The sequence below is a fragment of the Paenarthrobacter sp. 4246 genome (genome assembly GCF_040546855.1).
In the GTDB taxonomy this organism is placed as follows: Bacteria; Actinomycetota; Actinomycetes; order Actinomycetales; family Micrococcaceae; genus Arthrobacter.
Window position 1 is genome coordinate 111,614 of sequence record NZ_JBEPOP010000008.1, and the last position, 18,551, is coordinate 130,164.

Sequence of the window (18,551 nt, forward strand, 5' to 3'; positions counted from 1 at the left end):
TCCACCTGAAATCCTGACGTGACAACTACAGCCGTGCGCCCCACGGTGCCAGCAAGCCGCAACCGGACTGGCGAAACTGCCCGCCTGGTTGCGGCTTCCGCCGTGGTTCTGGTGATCGCCGTGGGCAGCATCTTCGTGGGTGTCAGCGACGTTTCGCTGCCCGCCTTGGTGGCGAACGACGCCGGTGCCTGGGAAATCTTCTGGGTCTCCCGGGTGCCACGCACCGTGGCTGTGGTCCTGGCCGGAATGGCGGTCGCCGTGGCCGGGTTGATCATGCAGCTCATGGCCCGGAACCGTTTTGTCGAGCCGTCCACCGTGGGCACCGTGGAGTCAGCCACCCTCGGAATCCTGGTGGTCACGGTGCTGGCTCCGGACTCTCCGATTCTCACCAAAATGCTAGTGGCGTCGGTTTTCGCCGTGCTGGGCACAGCCCTGTTCTTGGCCATCCTCCGCAGGCTTCCCGCCCGCAACACCCTGCTGATTCCGCTGGTAGGCATCATGCTGGGTGGCATCATCGCTGCCGTTACCACGTTCTTCGCCTACCGCTTCGATCTCCTCCAGACCCTGAGCAACTGGATGATCGGCGACTTCTCCGGCGTGCTCCGTGGGCGGTATGAACTGCTGTGGATCGTGGCTGTCCTGGTCTTGGTGGGCCTCTTTGCTGCCGATCGCTTCACCGTGGCCGGCATGGGGCAGGACTTCACCACCAACCTGGGCCTGAACTACGCGCGCACCATGCGGCTGGGGCTGATGATCGTCTCGTTGATCTCCGCCGTGGTGGTCACCACCGTGGGCGCCGTGCCGTTCCTCGGCTTGGTAGTACCCAACATTGTGTCCCTGCTCTTCGGCGATAATCTTCGCCGGGCTGTTCCGTGGACGGCGTTGTTCGGAGCAGCGTTCGTGCTGGTCTGCGACATCATCGGCCGTACCATCCGGTTCCCCTACGAAGTGCCCGTCGGCATGGTCATGTCAGTGCTGGGCGCCATCATGTTCCTCTTCCTGCTCTTGAGGAAACGCAATGCCTGAAACTTCTGTGACGATGGCACCCGGTGTCTCTTCCGTTCCTGCCCGCCCGCATTGGCGCGACGCCATCCGAAGCACCCCGCCGGGACTGGTGATCGCCGTCTTGGCGATTGCCGCCGTCGTACTTGTTGCCGTTTTCCTGACCGTCGACCTCAAGGGCAACATCGCCTACGTCCTGCCGCGGCGGGCCATCAAGGTATCGGCGATGCTCCTGGTGGCTGTGGCGGTGGGCGTTTCCACGCTGCTGTTCCAGACCGTCACGGCCAACCGGATCCTGACGCCCTCCATCATGGGCTTCGATTCGCTGTACATCCTGGTGCAAACCGCGCTGGCGTTCGTGGCCGGGGCTGCGACGCTGGCCACTGCGCCTTCCACACTTAAGTTTGGGCTGGAGATCCTCCTGATGGTGGGGTTCAGCGCGTTCCTGTATCGGTGGATGTTCACCGGAGCCACGCGATCGCTCCATTTGCTGTTGTTGGTGGGAATCGTGCTGGGTACGTTGTTCCGTGGCTTTTCCTCGCTGTTGCAGCGGCTGATGGAACCCAGCGAATTCATCATCCTCCAGGACCTGTTCTTCGCGAGTTTCAACAATGTGGATCCCGGCCTGCTGGGTGTTTCTGCGGCGCTGATCGCCCTGGTGTGCATTGGTGTGTGGCGGATGCGGCACACGTTGGACGTGCTGGCGCTGGGCCGGGAAGTGGCCATCAACGTGGGCGTCGACCACAAACGGGTGGTGATGCGGGTGCTGCTCGCGTGCTCGCTGCTGGTGGCGGTTTCCACCGCACTGGTGGGTCCGGTGACGTTCTTCGGGCTGCTGGTGGTCAGCCTCGGCTACCAGCTCTGCCGCGGTTTCCGGCACGCTTGGCTGCTCCCGATAGTGGTCCTGATTGGTGCCATCGCCTTGGTGGGTGGCCAGTTGCTGTTGGAACGCGTGTTTGGTTTCGCCACTGCCCTCAGCGTGATCATCGAGTTCACCGGCGGCATCCTCTTCCTTTACCTGTTGCTGAAAGGCTCATTGAAATGATTGGGATCTGCCCATGATTACCGTCCGGAACGTGACCAAGCGATACGGCAGCACCACCGTGCTGGACGACGTCACCTGCGAGATCCCGCGTGGCGGCATCACGTCCATCATCGGCCCCAACGGCGCGGGCAAGTCCACTTTGCTCTCCCTGATCAGCCGCCTCCAGCCCATGGACGGCGGGGGAGTGTCGGTGGCTGGCTTGGATGTCACAGCGACGCCCAGCAAGGAACTGGCCAAGACCATGGCCATCCTGCGGCAGGAAAACCACCTGACCATGCGGCTCACGGTCCGCGACCTCGTGGCTTTTGGCCGCTTCCCGCACAGCGGTGGGCGGCCGACCGTTGAGGACCTGGAGCATGTGGACGAGGCCATCCGGCAGTTGGACCTCACGTCCATGGCGGACAAGTTCGTGGATGAGCTCTCCGGCGGCCAGCGCCAGCGGGCCTATATCGCGATGGTCCTGGCGCAGGACACGGAATACCTATTGCTGGATGAACCGCTGAACAACCTGGACATGAAGCACTCCGTGGAAATGATGCGCCTGCTGCGACGACTGGCCGACGAGCTCGGAAAGACCATCGTCCTGGTGGTGCACGACATCAACTTCGCGTCCTGCTACTCGGACACCATCCTGGCCATGAAGGACGGCCGGCTCATCCATCAGGGCACGCCCTCGGAGATCATGCGCGCCGGGATGCTGCAGGACGTTTACGACATCGACATCCGCATCGAGGAAATCGACGGCAACCGGATCGGCGTGTACTTCGCCTGACGCTTTGCTGTCCCTGCACCAAGAAGAGCCCGACGTCGGCACCCAAGCTGGGTGCCGACGTCGGGCTCTGTTTGTTCAGAGTTAGCGCGCTGCTGCGGTTTCGGCCTCGGACATGGCTTTCCATTCGGCCACGCGGGCCTGGTGGAGGGGCGTCCTGCGGACCACCGCGTAGGCGACGCCGAGGATGGCGAACCAGATGGGCGTCACCAACAGGGCGGTGAGCGTGTCCGGCTGCGTGGTGAGCGCCCAGACGAGGAAAGCAAAGAACGCGAACACCACCCACACCATGGGAATGCCGCCGGGCATTTTGAACGGCGAGGCCGCGTGCTGCTCTGGGCGGCGTTTCCGGTACACGAGGTAGCTGGCCAGGATGATGGACCAGACGAACATGAAGCAGACGGCGGACACGGTGGTCACCATGTCGAACGCCACGCCCACATCCTTGCCCGCGTAGAGAAGTGCGACGCCGGCCAGCAGCAGGACGCAGGAGAGGAACAGTGCGTTCTGGGGTACTTTGCGGCTGGAGAGCCGGCCAAAGAGCTTGGGTGCATCGCCGTCGTTGGCCAGGCCGTAGACCATGCGGGACGTCGAGTAGATGCCCGAGTTGGCCGATGACATGGCCGAGGTGAGCACGACGAGGTTGACCACGGTGGCCGCCATGCCCAAACCGGCCAAGGAGAACATGGCAATGAACGGGCTCTGGCCTGCCTTGAACTCGGTCCACGGGGTGACGGACATGAGGATGATGAGGGCACCTACGTAGAACAGCATGACGCGCAGGGGGATGGCGTTGATGGCGCGGGGGAGGTTATGCTCCGGGTTCTTGGTCTCGGCTGCTGCGGTGCCAACAAGCTCGATGCCGACGAAGGCGAAGACTGCGATCTGGAAACCGGCCACGAAGCCCATGAATTCCTTGGGGAAGAATCCGCCATGGCTCCAGAGATTGGTGAAGCTCGCCGTTCCTGCGTTGGACTGGAAGCCGGTGAAGATCATTACCAGGCCAACCACGATCAGCGCCACGATGGCGACGATCTTGATGAGGGCGAACCAGAATTCGGTCTCACCGAACGCCTTAACGGTGGGCAGGTTCAGGAGGAGCAGGATGATGATGGTGGCGATGCCCGGGATCCAGAGTTGGATTCCCGGCCAGAGTTCGTTGGCGTAGCCCGCAATCGCGATCACATCCGCCACGCCGGTGACTACCCAGCAGAACCAGTAGGTCCAGCCGGTGAAGAAGCCGGCCCAGGGGCCGAGGAGGTCGCCTGCGAAGTCGCTGAAGGACTTGTAGTTCAGGTTGGAAAGCAGCAATTGGCCCATGGCCCGCATGACGAAGAAGAGCATGAAGCCGATGATCATGTACACGAAGATCACGGAGGGGCCGGCGACGGAAATGGTTTTTCCAGAGCCCATGAAGAGGCCGGTTCCGATGGCGCCGCCGATGGCCAGGAGTTGGATGTGGCGGTTGCTGAGCGAGCGTGACAGGTGGGGCTCGCTGTCCCTGCTGGAGGCGCGGAGCTGCCCCTGTGTTGTCTGGTCGGACATGAGATCAAGAACCCTTCGAAGGATCCGCCATAATAGTGACGGCCGTTACAAATCTGTTCGATAAAGCTATAGCTAATGTCTGACGAATGGCGAATCGGTCTGAATGGCGAAAGCTCCCTCTCTGATGAAGGGGGAGCTTAAGCCTTTGTTTGGCGCTGTTTCTTATGCCGCGGTGAACTAGGCGATCTGGCGCTTGTAGGCGGCAGTGGCAAAGGCGTAGGAGACAACCAGGATCCCCAAGCACCATGCGAGGGCTACCCAGATATCGCTGCCTACCGGACGCTGCGCGAACAGGTCCTGGATGGTGTTCACAATGGAGGTGACCGGCTGGTTCTCTGCGAACCAACGGACAGGACCCGGCATGGTCTCCGTCGGAACAAAGGCAGAGCTGATGAACGGCAGGAAGATCAGCGGGTAGGAGAACCCGCCGGCACCATCCACGGACTTTGCCGAGAGGCCCGCAATGATGGCGATCCACGTCAGTGCCAGCGTGAACAGCGCCAGGATTCCCGCGACGGCCAGCCAATCAAGCAGATTGGCCGACGTCCGGAACCCCATGAGGAGCGCCACCAGCACAATGATCACCAATGACAGTCCGTTGGCCGCCAAGGACGTCAGTACATGTGCCCAGAGAACCGAGGAGCGCGCAATCGGCATGGACTGGAACCGCTCGAAGATGCCACTCTGCATATCCGTGAACAACCGGACTGCCGTGTAGGCGATGCCGGAAGCGATGGCGATCAGCATGATGCCGGGCAGCAGGTAGTTAACGTAGTTTTCAGTGCCTGTCTTGATGGCGCCGCCGAAAACGTAGACGAACAGCAGCATGAGGGCGATCGGTGTGATGGCCGTGGTGATGATGGTGTCCACGCTGCGGAAGATATGCCGCATTGAACGGCCCAGCAGCACGGACGTGTCTGCGAAGAAATGGGTATTCATGACTTGTCCTTTACTGACTCGTTTCCAGCCTCGTTACCAGCCTCGTGGGAGCCGGTGCCGGTGCCAACCAGTGCCAGGAAAATGTCCTCCAGGCTCGGCTGCTGCTTCTCGACATATTCGATCTTGGCCGGCGGCAGGAGTTGCTTGAGCTCTGCCAGCGTGCCGTTGGCGATGATGCGGCCCTCATGAAGGATGGCGATCCGGTCTGCCAGTTGCTCGGCCTCATCGAGGTATTGCGTCGTCAGCAGGACCGTGGTTCCCTGTTGGGCGAGGTTCTTGACGATCTGCCACACCTCAAGCCGCGCCTCCGGATCGAGGCCAGTGGTCGGCTCATCCAGGAAGATCACCTTGGGGCTGCCGATCAGGCTCATGGCGATGTCCAGCCGGCGACGCATGCCGCCTGAGTAGCTCGCTACCTTGCGTGCGCCGGCGTCGGTGAGGCTGAACCGGGCCAGCAGCCCATCCGCGATCTGTCCCGGGTCCTTCAGGTGGCGCAGCTTCGCCACCAGGATCAGGTTCTCCTTGCCGGACAGGACCTCATCCACTGCGGCGAACTGTCCGGTCAGACTGATGGACTGCCTCACCTGGAGCGACGCGGTGGCAACATCAAAGCCCTCGACAGCGGCCTGCCCGCCATCCGCTTTGAGCAGCGTGGAGAGGATTTTCACCATGGTGGTCTTGCCGGCGCCGTTGGAGCCGAGGAGGGCAAAAATGCTGCCCGAGGCTACCTCGAAGTCCACGCCGCGCAGGACGTGGAGATCCTTGTAAGACTTCTCAATGCCCTCCACCCGGATTGCTGCGGCGGTCATAATCCCGCCTCCTTCGCTTTGTCGATTGCCTTGGTGAGGCGCTCGCGTTCCTTGTCGATCCAGCGCTTACCGCCATAGGCCTGCGCGAAGCTTTCAGCGAATTCGATGGGGTCTTCGCCCACGATCTCGCTCACTGGCGTGCCGTCGATTGCGGCGCGTTCCCAAAGGTCTGCGAGGTCCGTGAACATCTGAACCATGGTGTCGCCCTCAGTGACGCCGCCGTAGTACATCAAGTACCGGTTGAAGGCGGCGGCCACGGCCAGGTATGGCTCGGGCAATGAATCCAGCCGCGCCTTGGCTTGCTTGTACTGCTTCTTCTGCTCGAGTGATCCGGTGACCAGTTCGATCCATTTTGCTGCCATGTTAATTTCCTTCCTTGCGGAGCTGCTCAAGCCGTTCGGACAAGAAGCTCCAGGTGTTCCAGAATTCGTTCAGTTCTTTTTGGCCCTGGGGGTTGAGTGTGTACACCTTGCGGGGTGGTCCTTTTTCAGAAGGCCGCTTTTCAACGTCCACCAGCCCCTTTTGTTCGATCCTGACGAGCAGCGCATACACGGTGCCCTCAGCAATCTCGGTGAAGCCCTGTTCCCGTAGCAACGTAGTGATCTCGTATCCATACGCTGCCTTTCCGGTCAGGAGGGCCAGCACAATGCCCTCCAGTGTGCCTTTGAGCATCTCCGTCATCTGCTTGCCCATTGGACACCTCCTTCAGTACTCAGTATTACTAGCTACCACTACATAGTAGAGCTAAGTACCGGTACTTAGCAATACTTAGTTCTGGCCTGAATGGCATGCTGGGGTGGTGACTGCAGAATTTGGTACCGCGCCCACTTTGATGACCGCCGACGTCGGGCTTGGAACCTTCAGCCTTCGACGCGCCACCAAAGCCGACCTGCCGCGAATCCTCGCGCTGCTCGCAGATGACCAGCTGGGTGCCACCCGCGAAGATGCCGGCGATATAGCGCCGTACCAGCAGGCTTTTGACGCGATCGACGCCGACCCGACCCACCTTCTGGTGGTGGGCGAACTCGCGGGCGATGTGGTGGCAACGTTCCAGCTCAGCTACCTGCCCGGCTTGTCCCGTAAAGGTTCCTGGCGTGCCCAGATCGAGGCGGTTCGGGTGTCCGACGTGCTGCGTGGCCAGGGTGTTGGGGCGCTGATGATCGAGTGGGCACTTGAGCAGGCCCGGGAGCGGGGTTGCTCCCTGGTGCAGCTCACCACCGACAAATCCCGTACGGCAGCGCACCGTTTCTACGAGCGGCTCGGCTTTGTAGCAAGCCATGAAGGCATGAAACTGACGCTCTGAGCAGGGGACGCGGGCCTGCGGACGTTCCCTGGGCCCGGGATCCGGTTGTTTTCCACATAGGGAGATTCCTGCCTTATGGCGCCCGTAGGCCACTGGAAGAGTTGGGCCATGGAGAAGATTCGGGAGCGGCAAGCGATTGACATGGACTCACATGCCCTCCTGATGGGGCCTCAATCGGACGGCTCCGTGCCCAGTATCTCCGCTCTCATGGGGACCTTGAGGGCTCTTCGCCTTGGGTCGACCAGTGGTGAGCTGATTGATCAACTGCGTGGTTTGGAGGATGTGAAGTCCGCTATCGCAAGCGTCCAGGCGAGGGCGACCGTGGCCTTCGACCTCGCGCAGCGCCGCGAGCAAGCGGCGGCCGGCATTCCCGTCTCCGAGCAAGGGCAGGGCGTGGGGGCGCAGGTGGCATTGGCGCGTCGCGAATCACCGAGTCGCGGCTCGCGTTTCCTTGGGCTGGGGAAGGCGTTGGTGACGGAGATGCCGCGCACCATGGCTGCACTGGAATCCGGCCAGCTCAATGAATGGCGCGCCACCTTGCTCGTGAAGGAGACGGCATGCCTCTCCTTGGAAGATCGGCGCGCCGTGGACGAAGAACTCGCGCCTGACGCAGGCACCTTCGATGGCGTCGGTGACAAAGCCATCGTCGCTGCAGCGAAAGCCGCCGCCTATCGTCGCGATCCCCGCACTGTTGCCCAGCGCGCCCGTGACGCCGCCACCGAACGGACGGTCAGCCTGCGTCCTGCGCCGGACGCCATGACGTATTTGACCGCCCTGCTTCCTGTCGCCCATGGGGTTGCCGTCTATGCCGCACTCAACCGGAAGGCAGACTCTGTGCGTTCCTCTGGTGAATCGCGGAACAGGGGCCAAGTCATGGCGGACACCCTCGTCGAACGTATCACCGGCAGGCGCGGCGGAATCAGTGGAGTCGACCTCGAGGTCATCATGACGGATCGCACCCTGTTGCAAGGGGACAGTGAGCCGGCGCGGCTGAAGGGCTACGGGATAGTCCCAGCGGAATGGGCGAGAGCGCTGGTTGGTGCAGGAAGGGTTGCCTTGGGCGAGCCCCGTGAGACGAGGCCGGCCGCGACGGGCGGAAGTCCGGCGCCAACGCCGGATCCAGAGTTCACTGTGTGGCTTCGCCGCCTCTATACAGCGCCGACCACGGGCGAGCTCATCACCATGGACTCCAAGGCGCGATTCTTCCCGCCGAGGTTGAGGCGTTTCATCGAAGTCCGGGACGACACCTGCCGCACGCCCTACTGCGACGCGCCCATTAAGCACATCGATCACGTCGTCCCGTGGCATGCAGGTGGCGCCACTACCGTGACCAACAGTGCAGGACTCTGCGAAGCGTGCAACCACACTAAGGAAAATCCTGGCTGGGCGGCACGGCAGTTGTCCGACGACGTTCACACGCTGGAAATCAGCACCCCAACAGGGCATAGCTACCGATCGTCCGCGCCGCCCCTTCCCGGGCATGGTCGAGCAGTGAAATTGCCGGACTTTGAATCCGGGGCTGGGCAGGAGAGTTCGGCCCAGGCAGACCTACTTATTGACTCTTAGGCTCCCTAACTATTAGGATACCTAAATATGAGTCCATTTGATCCCCGGTTACTTGATCTTGCGCAGGAATTTCGCGAGTCACTACGACTCGGTGTGTACATGTTCCGCCGCCTCGATCCTGAAGGCGACCTTACCGCCGCGCAGCTCAGCTTGCTGTCCATGATCTCCGACGGGGGCCTTCGCGTGGGCGACATCGCCAAGAACCTGGGTATCAAAGTCCCCAGCGCCACCGAGCAAATCATCAAGCTTGAGCGCACCGGCTTGGTAACCCGCCAGCAGGACCCGGACGATTCCCGAGCAGTCCAGGTGGTCATCACCGAAGCCGGTGCGTCCGCCGTCGAGTCTGCCAATCAGCGGCGCAACGCCATGGTGGCCGAACTGCTTCAGGACCTCAGCGGCGATGAAATCGAGCATCTCGCCGCGGCACTGCCCGTGATCGCCAAGCTCAACAGCTCGTTCCAGAACTAAGAAATCCCAGCACAACCAGAAAATCAGCACCGACAAGGAGCCATTGAATGTCACGCCAGTTGGCTGACGCTTCAGCAAGCGCCGAAACAACCCTCGAAACCACGCTGGAGGCTGAAAAAGCTTCCTTCCTCAAGCAGCCAAAGGCCGTGTGGGCCACCGCCCTCGCCGCCGTTTTTGCCTTCATGGGGATCGGCCTGGTCGACCCCATCCTGCCGGCAATTGCCAAAAACCTTGAGGCGTCCACCAGCGAAGTGTCGCTGCTGTTCACCAGCTACTTCCTGGTGACGGCCATCGCAATGTTGATCAGTGGCTTCGTGTCGTCAAGGATCGGTGGCAAGAAGACGCTGCTGATCGGCCTGGCTATCATCGTGGTGTTCGCATCGTTGTCTGGTGTTTCGGGCAGCGTTGAGCAGCTCGTGGGGTTCAGGGCAGGCTGGGGCCTCGGCAACGCGTTGTTTGTGGCCACCGCTCTGGCAGTGATCGTAGGCGTGGCCAGTGGTGGAACCGGCACGGCCATCATTCTTTACGAAGCAGCCCTTGGTTTGGGTATCTCGCTCGGCCCACTGCTGGGTGCCCTCTTGGGCGGCTGGCAGTGGCGGGCTCCGTTCTTCGGCACCGCCGTCCTCATGGCTGCGGCCTTCATCGCACTGCTGGCCTTGTTGCCCAAAACACCCGCTCCGGCTAAGAAGTCCCGTTTGAGGGATCCGTTGCTGGCCCTTGGCCACAAGGGACTCCGCACCACTGCAGCCAGTGCGCTGTTCTACAACTACGGCTTCTTCACCATCCTTGCCTTCACGCCCTTCATCTTGGGCATGGACGCCTACGGAATTGGGGGAGTGTTCTTCGGATGGGGTGTCGCAGTCGCCGTCTTCTCGGTATTCGTTGCTCCCGTCCTGCAGAAGCGCTTTGGCGCAGTGAAGGTCCTGACGGGGACGCTGGCTGTCCTCATGCTTGACTTGGTGGGGCTCGGCCTGGCTGCGGGGCACTCGGTGACTGCCGTCGTCGTGCTTGTCATCGTGGCAGGTGCCCTGCTGGGCATCAACAACACGGTCTATACCGAACTGGCCATGGGCGTTTCTGATTCGCCGCGTCCTGTCGCTTCCGCTGGTTACAACTTCGTGCGCTGGATGGGCGGTGCCTTGGCTCCCTTCGCAGCGGCCCAGCTCGGCGAGCATTTCGGCCCGCAGGTTCCGTTCTTTGCCGGCGCGGTTGCCATGGTGATAGCGATCCTCATTGCTTTCGGGGGGCGTAGCTACCTGAAGTCACACGAGCCGCACCTCGTGTAGTGGCCTGCGCCTAAGCGAACTCTTAGACACATAAAAGGCCCGGCGGAATCAATCCGCCGGGCCTCTTTCGCGGCTACTTGGGTTCGTCTGAAGCGACCGGCAACGGCGCCACCGGCGCTCCCTTGGGAACGAACAACGTTTCGGCCTGCTCCAGGGACATGCCGTTCGTCTCAGGGACCTTGACCATCACAAAGAAGAACGACGCTGCAGCGAACGCCGCGTACATGGCGTACGTCAGCGGGAGCGAACCTGCAGCCATGATGGGGAAGCTGAGCGTAATGGCGAAGTTCGCGATCCACTGCGCGGCGGCAGCCAGGCCGAGGGCGCGGGCACGGATGCGGGACGGGAAGATCTCACCCAACAGCACCCACACGAGTGGACCCCACGATGCGCCGAAGCTGATCACGAACACGTTGGCGGCAACCAGGGCAACAGGGCCCCAAGCGCCAGGGAGAGTGATCTCTGAGCCGGACCCGGTTGCCGAAGAGAAGGCCAGCGCCATGACGCCCAGGGATACGGCCATGCCGATGGAACCGGTGAGCAGAATGGGTCGCCGTCCAATGCGGTCCACCAAAGCGATAGCCACGAGGGTTACCAGGATGTTGGTTACGGACGTGGCGACGGAGATCGTGAGGGAGTCCTTTTCCTGGAACCCGACGGCCTTCCACAGCGTGGTGGAGTAGTAGAAGATGACGTTGATGCCGACGAACTGCTGCAGCACGGACAGGATGATGCCGATCCACACTACTGGCAGCAGGCCGAACCTGTTGCCGCGCAGGGAGCCCTTCTTGGTGGACAGCTTTTCCTGCTGGATGGATTCGCGGATCTCACGGATGTGCCGCTCGATGTCGTCGCCGGGGATGAGCTTGTTGAAGATGGTGCGGGCCTGGTCTTCCTTGCCGTTGAGTACCAGGAAGTGCGGGCTTTCGGGCAAACGGTAAGCGATCCAGCCGTACACGGCTGCCGGAACGGCGCAGGCGATAAACATCCAACGCCACGCCTCGATACCAAGCCACAACGTGCCGCCGGCGCCGCCTGCTGAGTTGGCAAGAACTGCGTCAGAGAGCAGCGCGGCGAAGATGCCTGTGGTGATCGCGAGCTGCTGGAGCGAAGCCAGGCGCCCACGCACGTGGCGGGGCGAAATCTCGGAGATGTAGGCGGGAGCAATGACCGAGGCAAGACCGATGCCCAAACCGCCAACGAGCCGCCAGAAAATCAGGTCCCATGCGCTAAAGGCAAGGCCTGTGCCGACGGCGCTCACCAGGAACAGCAGGGCGCCGATCTTCATGGCCGGGATGCGTCCGTAGCGGTCGGCAATCTTGCCGGCAAAATAGGCGCCGGCGGCGCACCCCAGCAACGCAACAGCAACGGCGAAGCCGGTCAATGCCTCGCTCATGACGAACTCGTCCGCCATCGCGTCCACGGCGCCGTTGACCACGGAAGAATCGAAGCCGAAGAGGAAACCGCCCACCGCGCCGGCGACGGCCAGGCCGATCACCTTCCGCGAAACGGGGGGCGCGCCTTCGGTGCTGGAACTGGACATGGGTCTCCCTTGGGGAATGGTGTTGTGGGAGCGAGGTGCGGGACGTCGTCGGCTGATCCGACGGGGACGCCGGTGCACTCGCGCTACACAGTGTGGCACGTCATATCGCTCCAGTTCCAGTCAAGTGACCGACGTGACATGCATTCAGGTTGTTAACGTATGGCTGTCTGTTTAGCGGCTGTGTGTTCGCTGAGTGGCGTCTTCGCGTGCCCTGTAGCGCAAAAAGTGGCTACTGGCGGAACTACTTGAACGCAAGGCGCGACGACGGGCCGTCCCTTTTGGAGCCAAATGACGCCCCGCCATCCTTACCTTCCGGACCTAGCGGCGGCGTTAGGAGAACTCCTTGAGCGCTTCGGTCAGTAGGACCCCTGGAACACCAAGACGAGCGTGCTCCCCGTTCGAGGAAATCAGTTCGCCACCGATGACCACCTGGGTGATATCACTCGCCGTCGCACTGAAAGCCAGCTGCATGGGCCGGGATCCCGCGGTCCGGGTGGAGGCGGGATTGATGACCATGATGTCGCAAACCCCGCCCACCTGGAGGGCTTGTGGGGCTATGGGGGTGGCCATGGAACGCGTGGCTCCTTCAGTGGCCGCGCCCAGCAGTTCCCCGGGCGAGAATCTTCCGCGTTGTCCGCTGCCCAGCCGTTCTCCATGTTCCAAGGTGCGCATTTCAATCCAAGGGTCGATCACCGCGTGCTGGTCAGTGCCCAGTGCGATGGTGGCTCCGGCGTCGCAGAGTTCCCGGGCAGGGCCGATCCCGTCTGCTAGATCGGCTTCCGTGCTCGGACACATCACCACGGTGGTGGATGCTCCGCCGAGCAAAGCGATGTCTTCCGGGGTCAAGTGCGTGGAATGGACGGCTGAAAGCCTGGAGGACAAGAGGCCGTGGCGTTCCAAGAGTCCGGTTGGAGTGGTGCCGTAAGCCTCCATGCATGCGCTATTTTCAGCGGGTTGTTCGCTCAGGTGGATGTGAAGCGGAATGTCCTTGGGCAGCTGCTTGGCAACGATCTTCAGGGCCTCTTCCGGCACGGCGCGGACGGAATGCAGGGCAGCTCCGACGCCCACCACCTCGGGTGCAAACTCCTCTGCTATCGCAGCCCGAAGGGAGGCCAGCCGGTCCAGCCAGGCCAGTGCATCCGCGTCCCCGAACCTGGCTTGGCCGGGGCTCAGGGGGGTGCCAATTCCGCCCGTCAGATACAGCGTGTCCAGAAGTGTGAGGCGGATCCCGGCAGACACGGCTGCCCGGGCAAGGGCCAGCTCCATGGCATGTGGCTCCGCATAGGGTGCGCCTTCGGGTTGGTGATGGACATAATGGAATTCGGCCACGCTGCTGAATCCGCTGACTACCATTTCGGCGAAGACGGCAGTGGCGAGCTTCTGGTACTTCTCCGGAGTCAGCTCGGACGCACTCCGGTACATTTGCTCCCGCCACACCCAGAAATCTCCATGTCCGTCATGGGTTCTTCCACGAAGGATCCTGTGGAAGGCGTGGGAGTGTGCGTTCGCAGCTGCGGGGAAGGCGACGCCCGCCAGTGTTGTGTCACCGGGCAGGGGCTGAATGCCGGTGTGGATGGCGGAGATGCGGCCGTTGCTGGTTTCCACGCGTACGCCGGTGGCAACCTCTGGAAGTCTACGGCCGCCGTCGCCGTCGTCGCTTGCGATGATGGCCGTCTCGCACCAGAAGGCGTTCACAGAAGTCCCTCCAAAACATCAGCGAGCGCAACGGCTCCGGCTGAGGCGTCCTCATCGGCCACGTATTCCTCCGGTGAGTGCGAAATGCCGCTGGGATTGCGGACAAAAACCATGGCGGAGGGAACGTAGCCGGCCAGTACACCAGCGTCATGCCCCGCGCCGGTTGCCAGGACGGGAGCGCCTGGCAGTAGCTCGGTGATGCGACGGCTTAGCCCGGCATCAAAGTGGACAGTGTCGCTGTACGACTCTTCCGTGAGCGCTACGGCGCAACCTTCTCCGGCCGCGGCATCCTGGGCTGCACGGTAGATCCCCTCGATGAGTTGAGCTGTCACGGCGTCGTCGGGATGACGTGCGTCCAGCCAAAGATCAACGCGGGAAGCGATGACGTTGGTTCCGCCCGGAACCGGCGTCAAGCGGCCTACGGTGGCTCGGGCGTCCGGCTGCCTGGCTGCCGTTTCACGAACGGCGAGGACGATCTTCGCGGCCGCGACCATCGGGTCGGCGCGGTCCATCATAAGCGTGGTGCCGGCATGGTTTCCCTGGCCGCTGACACTGATTTTCCAGCGACCGTGCCCCAGGATCGAACTCCCTACAGCGATGGCGGGGCCATCCGCCCCCAGCCCCTTTCCTTGTTCAACGTGGAGCTCGACGAAGTCGCCGATACGCGCCATGGCTTCCGGATCCGGGCCTATGTGACGGGGATCCAAGCCGTTGGCACTGGCGACGTCGGCAAAGGTGTCACCGTTGACGTCCCGCAGGTTCATCGCCTTTTCGGTGTCTATTGCACCCGTGAGGAGCCGGGACCCCAGGCAGGCGACGCCAAAGCGCGACCCTTCTTCCTCAGGAAAAACGGTGACCGCCAGCGACCTTGGGGGCTGGAATCCCCGGGCTTTGAGGATGTCGACGGCGGCCAATGCAGAGGCGACACCGAGAGGTCCGTCGAATGCGCCGCCACCAGGCACGGAATCGAGATGGCTCCCAGTGACGAGTGCGCCCTCTTGGGGTTTGCCCCACCAAGCCCACATTATCCCGTTGCGGTCCGTCTCGACGTCGAGGCCGCGGTGTTGGGCTTGCTCGACAAACCACTGCCTGAGGTCGAGCTCGGGCGTCGTGTAGACAGCCCTTGAGTATCCTCCGCGGACCGCGTCGCGGCCCACATCCTGAATTGAGGACAGGAGTTGATTGACGGTTTCCACGTTTTCCTCCGATTGAAGACTGCCACCAAGTAAAAACCAGATGCCAACCAATGGCAAGGGTTCCCGCGGAGTATTTACACTGCGGAAACATGCCTGCTCTTCAGCGGGGCATGCGGCGTCACGTAGCGGGGCCTATCCTGCATTTTTCAAAAAACTCTTGCCATTTGATGAAAATTGATTTTTACTAAGTGGCAAGACATGGTGATGTAGACCACTTGAAAGCAGGTCAGGCAGTGGCAGCGGACTCTTCCACCCGAACAGTCGAGAGGGCATTGGCCCTCCTCAGTGCGGTCTGCACTGACGGCTCCATCAGCCTGAGTGACGCAGCGCGTGTGGTTGATCTGTCAGCCAGTACCGCACTCCGCCTCCTCCGAACCCTCGAAGGCAGCGGATTCGTGACGCGGGATCCCGGGGGCAATTTCCGCCCGGGAGCCAGCGTCATTCAGTTGGGAGCGCTGGCTTTGGGGCAGGAGTCCCTGGTGTCGCTCTGCACGCCGCACATGAAGCGGCTTGTGGCTGATACCGGAGAGTCCTGCTACTTGAGCATTCCCGGTGCTGGGGACACCGGAATCTACATCGCCATCGTCGAAGGTACCCGCTCTGTTCGGCATACCAGTTGGGTCGGCAGGAGCATCCCGCTGGAGGGCTCCGCGGCCGGCAAGGTGCTGACCGGCGGGCAGAACGGCCGCGGCTACGCCATTGTGCGGAGCGGCGTTGAAGACGACATCACGGCCGTCGCCGCACCCATTGTGATCGGCGGCCGAACAGTGGCAGCCCTCAGCATTGTGGTGCCCAGCTACCGCTTGGACGAGGCGAAGGCCCAGACATTCGGCGAGGAACTGGTGAAGGTTGCCGACAACCTCCTCGTGGAACCCGACGGAAACCATGAAGTGCCCCAGGAAAGCATGGAAAAGAAATGATCAAATTTGAAAATGTCACCAAGGCGTACCCTGACGGTACGGTGGCAGTCGACGGCCTCAACCTGGAGGCTCCTACCGGAAAGTTGACCATTCTTGTTGGTCCTTCCGGATGCGGCAAGACCACTTCCCTGAGGATGATCAACCGCCTCATCGAACCCACCAGCGGCACCATCTACCTGGATGATGAGCCTACCTCCGGCATGGACGCAGCGTTGCTCCGCCGCAGGATCGGTTACGTCATCCAGCACGCAGGACTCTTCCCGCACAAGACCATCGTTGACAATGTGTCCACCATGCCGCTCCTGCTAGGGGAAAGCCGCCAAAAGGCCCGGACCAAGGCGCTCGAATTGATGGAGCGCGTTGGACTGCCTGCGAGCTTCGCCAAACGATATCCCTGGCAGCTCTCCGGTGGACAGCAGCAGCGCGTCGGTGTTGCCCGGGCGCTCGCCTCTGACCCTGCGTTCATGCTGATGGACGAGCCCTTCAGTGCAGTTGACCCTGTAGTGCGCACCCAGCTCCAGGAGGAGTTCCTCCGGCTGCAGCGCGAGATCGGCAAGACCATCATCATGGTGACCCACGACATCGACGAAGCCCTCAAACTCGGGGACCAGGTCGCTGTGATGCGCGTGGGTGGCAAGCTTGCGCAGATGGCTTCACCTTCCGAGCTGCTGACTGCCCCCTCCGACGAGTTTGTGGCCGACTTCGTGGGCCGTGACCGCGGTTACCGATCACTTGGCTTCACCAAGACCGCCGGAGCCGTAGCTATCGGCGAAGAAGCTGTGGTTCAGCTGGGCGCCTCCGCTGACGAGGCCCGCGCCAAGGCGTCCGGCGCTTGGGTGTTGGTAGTCGACGGCGGCCGGAAGCCCCTCGGTTGGGCTCAGTCGCAGCTTCTCAACGGTGAGGTGAAGCGCGAGAACCTGAATCTCAGCGGGATCCCGGCAGCAGCATCGGGCACCATGCGCCAACTGCTGGATGCCGCCCTCTCCTCGCCCAGCCGCCGCGGCGTTGTGGTCAACGAGCACGGCGAACTGATCGGCACCGTGACTGCAACGGACGTGGTCAAAGCCATCGAGGCAGAACCACACCTGGAGACGGCCCGATGAACTTCGAATGGCTGGGCCGCCAGTTCGACAACATCGTCTTCCTGCTCGGCTGGCATGTCCTGCTGGCCGTCACCCCGCTGATCCTGGGGCTGCTCATCGCACTTCCCTTGGGCTGGTGGGCTCACCGGAGCCGCCGCATCTACCCATTGCTGGTAGGTGTTGCGGGACTGCTCTACACCGTCCCGTCCCTTGCGCTCTTCGTACTTCTTCCGCTGGTACTGGGTACCAAGATCCTGGACCCGCTCAACATTGTGGCGGCACTGACCATCTACACTGTGGCACTGCTGGTTCGCGTAGTTGCCGATGCCCTCGACTCCGTTCCCGAAGACACCGTCCAGGCGGCCAAAGCCATGGGCTACCGGGGCTATCAGAGCCTCCTGAAGGTTGAACTTCCTGTGGGTGTCCCGGTGATCTGCGCAGGATTGCGCGTCGCCGCCGTCTCCAATGTCAGTCTCGTCTCCGTGGCTGCGCTGTTGGGCATTCCGCAGCTCGGTTCGCTCTTTACTCAGGGCTTCCAGCTCCGTTTCTACACCCCGATCATCGCCGGCATTGTGCTTTGCGTGGTCCTGGCCATGATCCTGGACGGGCTGATCATCCTTATCAACCGGTGGCTGACACCGTGGACCCCCAAGGTGGTGGCATCGTGAACTATTTGTTCGACCCCGCGCATTGGAGCGGCGCAGACGGCATCCCAACGTTGATCGCTGAGCACCTCCTGTACTCGCTTATTGCCTTGGCCATTGCGGCCATCATCGCGGTGCCCCTGGGTATCTACATTGGAGTGACAGGCAAGGGCGTGTTCATGATCGCCGGCCTTGCCAACGCCCTCCGGGCACTTCCAAGTGTGGGCCTGCTGATCCTGTTGGTCCTGCTCATTTCGCCCGCTTTCCCCTCCCGCATGGGCTACGTCCTCCCCAGCCTCATCGTGCTGGTACTTCTGGCGGTTCCACCCATCCTGACCAACACCTATGCCGGCGTGCGCGCAGTGGATGCTGCCGCCGTCGACGCCGCAAAAGGCATGGGCTTCCGCACCATGAAGATCCTCACGGATGTCCAGTTGCCGTGTTCCCTTCCGCTGGTTTTGTCCGGTGTCCGCAGCGCGCTGTTGCAAATCATCTCAACGGCAACCATCGCCGCGTACATTTCGCTTGGCGGCCTGGGGCGCCTCCTGATCGACGGCAAGGCCCAGAACGATTACGGCCAAATGGTCGCCGGCGCCGTCCTGGTCGCCTTGCTGGCACTGTTCTTCGACCAACTTCTCGCTTTCATCACCCGCCGCGTTGTCTCACCCGGATTGACCCGGCGCACCATCAAGTCGGCCGCTGTGGCCGAGCCCGTGAAGACCCCCGTCACGGTCTAATC

The 18,551-nt window shown here is 62.1% G+C and carries 19 protein-coding genes; 11 read left to right on the forward strand and 8 right to left on the reverse strand.

Features of this window, described 5'->3' with window-relative positions:
* The first annotated feature begins 18 nt into the window (after positions 1 to 18).
* The 3 genes from ABIE35_RS15995 to ABIE35_RS16005 are packed head-to-tail and all read left to right on the forward strand — an operon-like array spanning position 19 to position 2,819.
* Positions 19 to 1,026 carry an ABC transporter permease gene (locus tag ABIE35_RS15995; protein WP_354516406.1) on the forward strand — a complete coding sequence of 336 codons (1,008 nt, stop codon included), beginning with the start codon at positions 19 to 21 and terminating at the stop codon, positions 1,024 to 1,026.
* Positions 1,019 to 2,047, forward strand: a complete 1,029-nt coding sequence (locus ABIE35_RS16000) for an iron chelate uptake ABC transporter family permease subunit (RefSeq protein ID WP_354516408.1) — start codon at positions 1,019 to 1,021, stop codon at positions 2,045 to 2,047. The genes ABIE35_RS15995 and ABIE35_RS16000 overlap by 8 nt, the downstream gene beginning before the upstream one ends.
* A gap of 13 nt (positions 2,048 to 2,060) precedes the next feature.
* Positions 2,061 to 2,819: an iron ABC transporter ATP-binding protein gene (locus ABIE35_RS16005; protein ID WP_354516410.1), complete on the forward strand. Its 759-nt coding sequence runs from the start codon at positions 2,061 to 2,063 to the stop codon at positions 2,817 to 2,819.
* Between the two features lie 81 nt (positions 2,820 to 2,900).
* On the opposite strand, the gene cycA is transcribed toward ABIE35_RS16005, so the two are convergent.
* From cycA to ABIE35_RS16030, 5 genes are all read right to left on the reverse strand, one after another.
* On the reverse strand, positions 2,901 to 4,361 hold the full coding sequence (gene cycA, locus ABIE35_RS16010) for a D-serine/D-alanine/glycine transporter (RefSeq protein ID WP_089596558.1): 1,461 nt from the start codon (positions 4,359 to 4,361) through the stop codon (positions 2,901 to 2,903).
* 177 nt (positions 4,362 to 4,538) lie between these two features.
* Complete coding sequence (locus tag ABIE35_RS16015) at positions 4,539 to 5,300, reverse strand: ABC transporter permease (protein WP_354516412.1); 762 nt, start codon at positions 5,298 to 5,300, stop codon at positions 4,539 to 4,541.
* Complete coding sequence (locus ABIE35_RS16020; protein ID WP_354516414.1) at positions 5,297 to 6,109, reverse strand: ABC transporter ATP-binding protein; 813 nt, start codon at positions 6,107 to 6,109, stop codon at positions 5,297 to 5,299. The genes ABIE35_RS16015 and ABIE35_RS16020 overlap by 4 nt, the downstream gene beginning before the upstream one ends.
* Entirely contained in the window at positions 6,106 to 6,471 is a 366-nt protein-coding gene (locus ABIE35_RS16025) for a DUF1048 domain-containing protein (RefSeq protein ID WP_354516416.1), read from the reverse strand. Before ABIE35_RS16025 ends, ABIE35_RS16020 begins: the two co-directional genes overlap by 4 nt.
* 1 nt (position 6,472) lies before the next feature.
* On the reverse strand, positions 6,473 to 6,802 hold the full coding sequence (locus tag ABIE35_RS16030; RefSeq protein ID WP_089596554.1) for a PadR family transcriptional regulator: 330 nt from the start codon (positions 6,800 to 6,802) through the stop codon (positions 6,473 to 6,475).
* Between the two features lie 139 nt (positions 6,803 to 6,941).
* On the opposite strand from ABIE35_RS16030, the gene ABIE35_RS16035 reads away from it, so the two are divergent.
* The 4 genes from ABIE35_RS16035 (at position 6,942) to ABIE35_RS16050 (ending at position 10,732) form a co-directional block, all read left to right on the forward strand.
* Positions 6,942 to 7,412 (forward strand): GNAT family N-acetyltransferase, encoded by a 471-nt coding sequence (locus ABIE35_RS16035; RefSeq protein WP_354516579.1) that lies wholly within the window; start codon positions 6,942 to 6,944, stop codon positions 7,410 to 7,412.
* 108 nt (positions 7,413 to 7,520) lie between these two features.
* Entirely contained in the window at positions 7,521 to 8,978 is a 1,458-nt protein-coding gene (locus ABIE35_RS16040; protein ID WP_354516418.1) for an HNH endonuclease, read from the forward strand.
* Positions 8,979 to 9,005: 27 nt separating this feature from the next.
* Positions 9,006 to 9,446 carry a MarR family winged helix-turn-helix transcriptional regulator gene (locus tag ABIE35_RS16045; protein WP_354516420.1) on the forward strand — a complete coding sequence of 147 codons (441 nt, stop codon included), beginning with the start codon at positions 9,006 to 9,008 and terminating at the stop codon, positions 9,444 to 9,446.
* 47 nt (positions 9,447 to 9,493) lie between these two features.
* On the forward strand, positions 9,494 to 10,732 hold the full coding sequence (locus tag ABIE35_RS16050; RefSeq protein ID WP_354516422.1) for an MFS transporter: 1,239 nt from the start codon (positions 9,494 to 9,496) through the stop codon (positions 10,730 to 10,732).
* A 73-nt stretch (positions 10,733 to 10,805) separates the two neighbouring features.
* Here ABIE35_RS16050 and ABIE35_RS16055 read toward each other — a convergent pair whose 3' ends face one another.
* From ABIE35_RS16055 to ABIE35_RS16065, 3 genes are all read right to left on the reverse strand, one after another.
* The gene (locus tag ABIE35_RS16055; protein ID WP_354516424.1) at positions 10,806 to 12,275 is read right to left on the reverse strand and encodes a sugar porter family MFS transporter; all 1,470 of its coding nucleotides are present in this window, start codon (positions 12,273 to 12,275) and stop codon (positions 10,806 to 10,808) included.
* Between the two features lie 330 nt (positions 12,276 to 12,605).
* Positions 12,606 to 13,970 carry a formimidoylglutamate deiminase gene (locus tag ABIE35_RS16060; RefSeq protein WP_354516426.1) on the reverse strand — a complete coding sequence of 455 codons (1,365 nt, stop codon included), beginning with the start codon at positions 13,968 to 13,970 and terminating at the stop codon, positions 12,606 to 12,608.
* Positions 13,967 to 15,166: an allantoate amidohydrolase gene (locus tag ABIE35_RS16065; protein ID WP_354516428.1), complete on the reverse strand. Its 1,200-nt coding sequence runs from the start codon at positions 15,164 to 15,166 to the stop codon at positions 13,967 to 13,969. The genes ABIE35_RS16060 and ABIE35_RS16065 overlap by 4 nt, the downstream gene beginning before the upstream one ends.
* Before the next feature lie 188 nt (positions 15,167 to 15,354).
* Between ABIE35_RS16065 and ABIE35_RS16070 the strand changes: the two genes are divergently transcribed.
* Genes ABIE35_RS16070 through ABIE35_RS16085 form a run of 4 tightly spaced genes read left to right on the forward strand, consistent with a single transcriptional unit; the run spans position 15,355 to position 18,549 of the window.
* Positions 15,355 to 16,086 carry an IclR family transcriptional regulator gene (locus tag ABIE35_RS16070; RefSeq protein WP_089596547.1) on the forward strand — a complete coding sequence of 244 codons (732 nt, stop codon included), beginning with the start codon at positions 15,355 to 15,357 and terminating at the stop codon, positions 16,084 to 16,086.
* Positions 16,083 to 17,189, forward strand: a complete 1,107-nt coding sequence (locus tag ABIE35_RS16075) for an ATP-binding cassette domain-containing protein (protein WP_354516432.1) — start codon at positions 16,083 to 16,085, stop codon at positions 17,187 to 17,189. Before ABIE35_RS16070 ends, ABIE35_RS16075 begins: the two co-directional genes overlap by 4 nt.
* A complete protein-coding gene (locus tag ABIE35_RS16080) occupies positions 17,186 to 17,836 on the forward strand; it encodes an ABC transporter permease (RefSeq protein WP_014923069.1) in 651 nt (216 codons plus the stop codon). The genes ABIE35_RS16075 and ABIE35_RS16080 overlap by 4 nt, the downstream gene beginning before the upstream one ends.
* A complete protein-coding gene (locus ABIE35_RS16085; RefSeq protein WP_017198652.1) occupies positions 17,797 to 18,549 on the forward strand; it encodes an ABC transporter permease in 753 nt (250 codons plus the stop codon). The genes ABIE35_RS16080 and ABIE35_RS16085 overlap by 40 nt, the downstream gene beginning before the upstream one ends.
* Positions 18,550 to 18,551 lie beyond the last annotated feature (2 nt).

Excerpts from the sequence above, each read along its gene's own strand:
- ABIE35_RS16000 (WP_354516408.1), top strand. The coding sequence starts at position 1,019 with ATGCCTGAAACTTCTGTGACGATGGCACCCGGTGTCTCTTCCGTTCCT.
- ABIE35_RS16005 (WP_354516410.1), top strand. The coding sequence starts at position 2,061 with ATGATTACCGTCCGGAACGTGACCAAGCGATACGGCAGCACCACCGTG.
- cycA (WP_089596558.1), bottom strand. The coding sequence starts at position 4,361 with ATGTCCGACCAGACAACACAGGGGCAGCTCCGCGCCTCCAGCAGGGAC.
- ABIE35_RS16015 (WP_354516412.1), bottom strand. The coding sequence starts at position 5,300 with ATGAATACCCATTTCTTCGCAGACACGTCCGTGCTGCTGGGCCGTTCA.
- ABIE35_RS16020 (WP_354516414.1), bottom strand. The coding sequence starts at position 6,109 with ATGACCGCCGCAGCAATCCGGGTGGAGGGCATTGAGAAGTCTTACAAG.
- ABIE35_RS16025 (WP_354516416.1), bottom strand. The coding sequence starts at position 6,471 with ATGGCAGCAAAATGGATCGAACTGGTCACCGGATCACTCGAGCAGAAG.
- ABIE35_RS16030 (WP_089596554.1), bottom strand. The coding sequence starts at position 6,802 with ATGGGCAAGCAGATGACGGAGATGCTCAAAGGCACACTGGAGGGCATT.
- ABIE35_RS16035 (WP_354516579.1), top strand. The coding sequence starts at position 6,942 with ATGACCGCCGACGTCGGGCTTGGAACCTTCAGCCTTCGACGCGCCACC.
- ABIE35_RS16040 (WP_354516418.1), top strand. The coding sequence starts at position 7,521 with ATGGAGAAGATTCGGGAGCGGCAAGCGATTGACATGGACTCACATGCC.
- ABIE35_RS16045 (WP_354516420.1), top strand. The coding sequence starts at position 9,006 with ATGAGTCCATTTGATCCCCGGTTACTTGATCTTGCGCAGGAATTTCGC.
- ABIE35_RS16050 (WP_354516422.1), top strand. The coding sequence starts at position 9,494 with ATGTCACGCCAGTTGGCTGACGCTTCAGCAAGCGCCGAAACAACCCTC.
- ABIE35_RS16055 (WP_354516424.1), bottom strand. The coding sequence starts at position 12,275 with ATGTCCAGTTCCAGCACCGAAGGCGCGCCCCCCGTTTCGCGGAAGGTG.
- ABIE35_RS16075 (WP_354516432.1), top strand. The coding sequence starts at position 16,083 with ATGATCAAATTTGAAAATGTCACCAAGGCGTACCCTGACGGTACGGTG.
- ABIE35_RS16080 (WP_014923069.1), top strand. The coding sequence starts at position 17,186 with ATGAACTTCGAATGGCTGGGCCGCCAGTTCGACAACATCGTCTTCCTG.